At 62.1% G+C, this 1,235-nt stretch carries 1 protein-coding gene; it reads left to right on the forward strand.

The window, feature by feature from the left end:
- Positions 1 to 1,235: serine hydroxymethyltransferase (glyA, locus tag GOW98_RS25490; protein ID WP_170337395.1), on the forward strand; the 1,235-nt coding region annotated here is incomplete at both ends.

Genomic DNA, 1,235 nt, shown 5'->3' on the forward strand with positions numbered 1-1,235 from the left:
CGTGATCCTGAGCTGTTTGGCTCGATCACATCCGAGCTGGGCCGTCAGCGCGACGAGATCGAGCTGATCGCGTCCGAGAACATCGTCTCTGCCGCCGTGATGGAGGCGCAGGGCTCGGTGATGACTAACAAATATGCCGAAGGCTATTCGGGCCGTCGCTATTATGGCGGCTGCCAGTTCGTCGACATCGCCGAAAACCTCGCCATCGACCGCGCCAAGCAACTGTTCGGTTGTGAGTTCGCCAACGTCCAGCCCAACTCGGGTTCGCAGGCCAACCAGGGCGTGTTTCAGGCGCTGATTCAGCCCGGCGACACTATTCTGGGCATGAGCCTGGATGCCGGTGGTCACCTGACCCACGGCGCGGCCCCCAACCAATCGGGCAAGTGGTTCAAGGCCGTCCAGTATGGTGTGCGCAAAGAAGACAACATGCTGGACTACGATCAGGTCGAAGCGCTGGCAAAAGAGCATCAGCCGAAGCTGATCATCGCCGGTGGCTCGGCCATCCCGCGTCAGATCGACTTTGCCCGGATGCGCGAGATTGCCGACATGGTTGGCGCCTATCTGCACGTGGACATGGCGCATTTCGCCGGTCTGGTTGCGGCGGGTGAGCACCCCTCGCCCTTCCCGCACGCCCACATTGCGACGACCACCACGCACAAAACCCTGCGCGGCCCGCGCGGCGGTATGATCCTGACCAATGACGAGGCGATCGCCAAGAAAGTGAACTCGGCCATCTTCCCCGGCATTCAGGGCGGTCCGCTGATGCATGTGATCGCGGCCAAAGCCGTGGCCTTCGGTGAAGCACTGCAGCCGGCGTTCAAGGACTACATCAAGCAGGTTGTGGTGAACTCGCAAGCGCTGTCGGATCAGCTGATCAAAGGCGGTCTGGACACGGTGACCCACGGCACCGACACGCATGTTGTGCTGGTCGACCTGCGCCCCAAAGGCGTTAAAGGCAACGCAACCGAAAAGGCCCTGGGCCGCGCGCATATCACCTGCAACAAAAACGGCGTGCCGTTTGACCCGGAAAAGCCAACCATCACGTCGGGCATCCGCCTAGGCTCGCCCGCCGGTACCACCCGCGGGTTCGGTGAGACCGAATTCCGCCAGATCGCCGACTGGATCATCGAAGTGGTCGACGGTCTGGCCGCCAGTGGCGAGGACGGCAACGGCGACGTCGAAGCCAAGGTCAAAGCCGAGGTCGCAGACCTCTGCGCCAAATTCCCGATCTATCC

Origin of the sequence: Ruegeria arenilitoris (genome assembly GCF_013032445.1) — a bacterium.
In the GTDB taxonomy this organism is placed as follows: domain Bacteria; phylum Pseudomonadota; class Alphaproteobacteria; order Rhodobacterales; family Rhodobacteraceae; genus Ruegeria; species Ruegeria arenilitoris_F.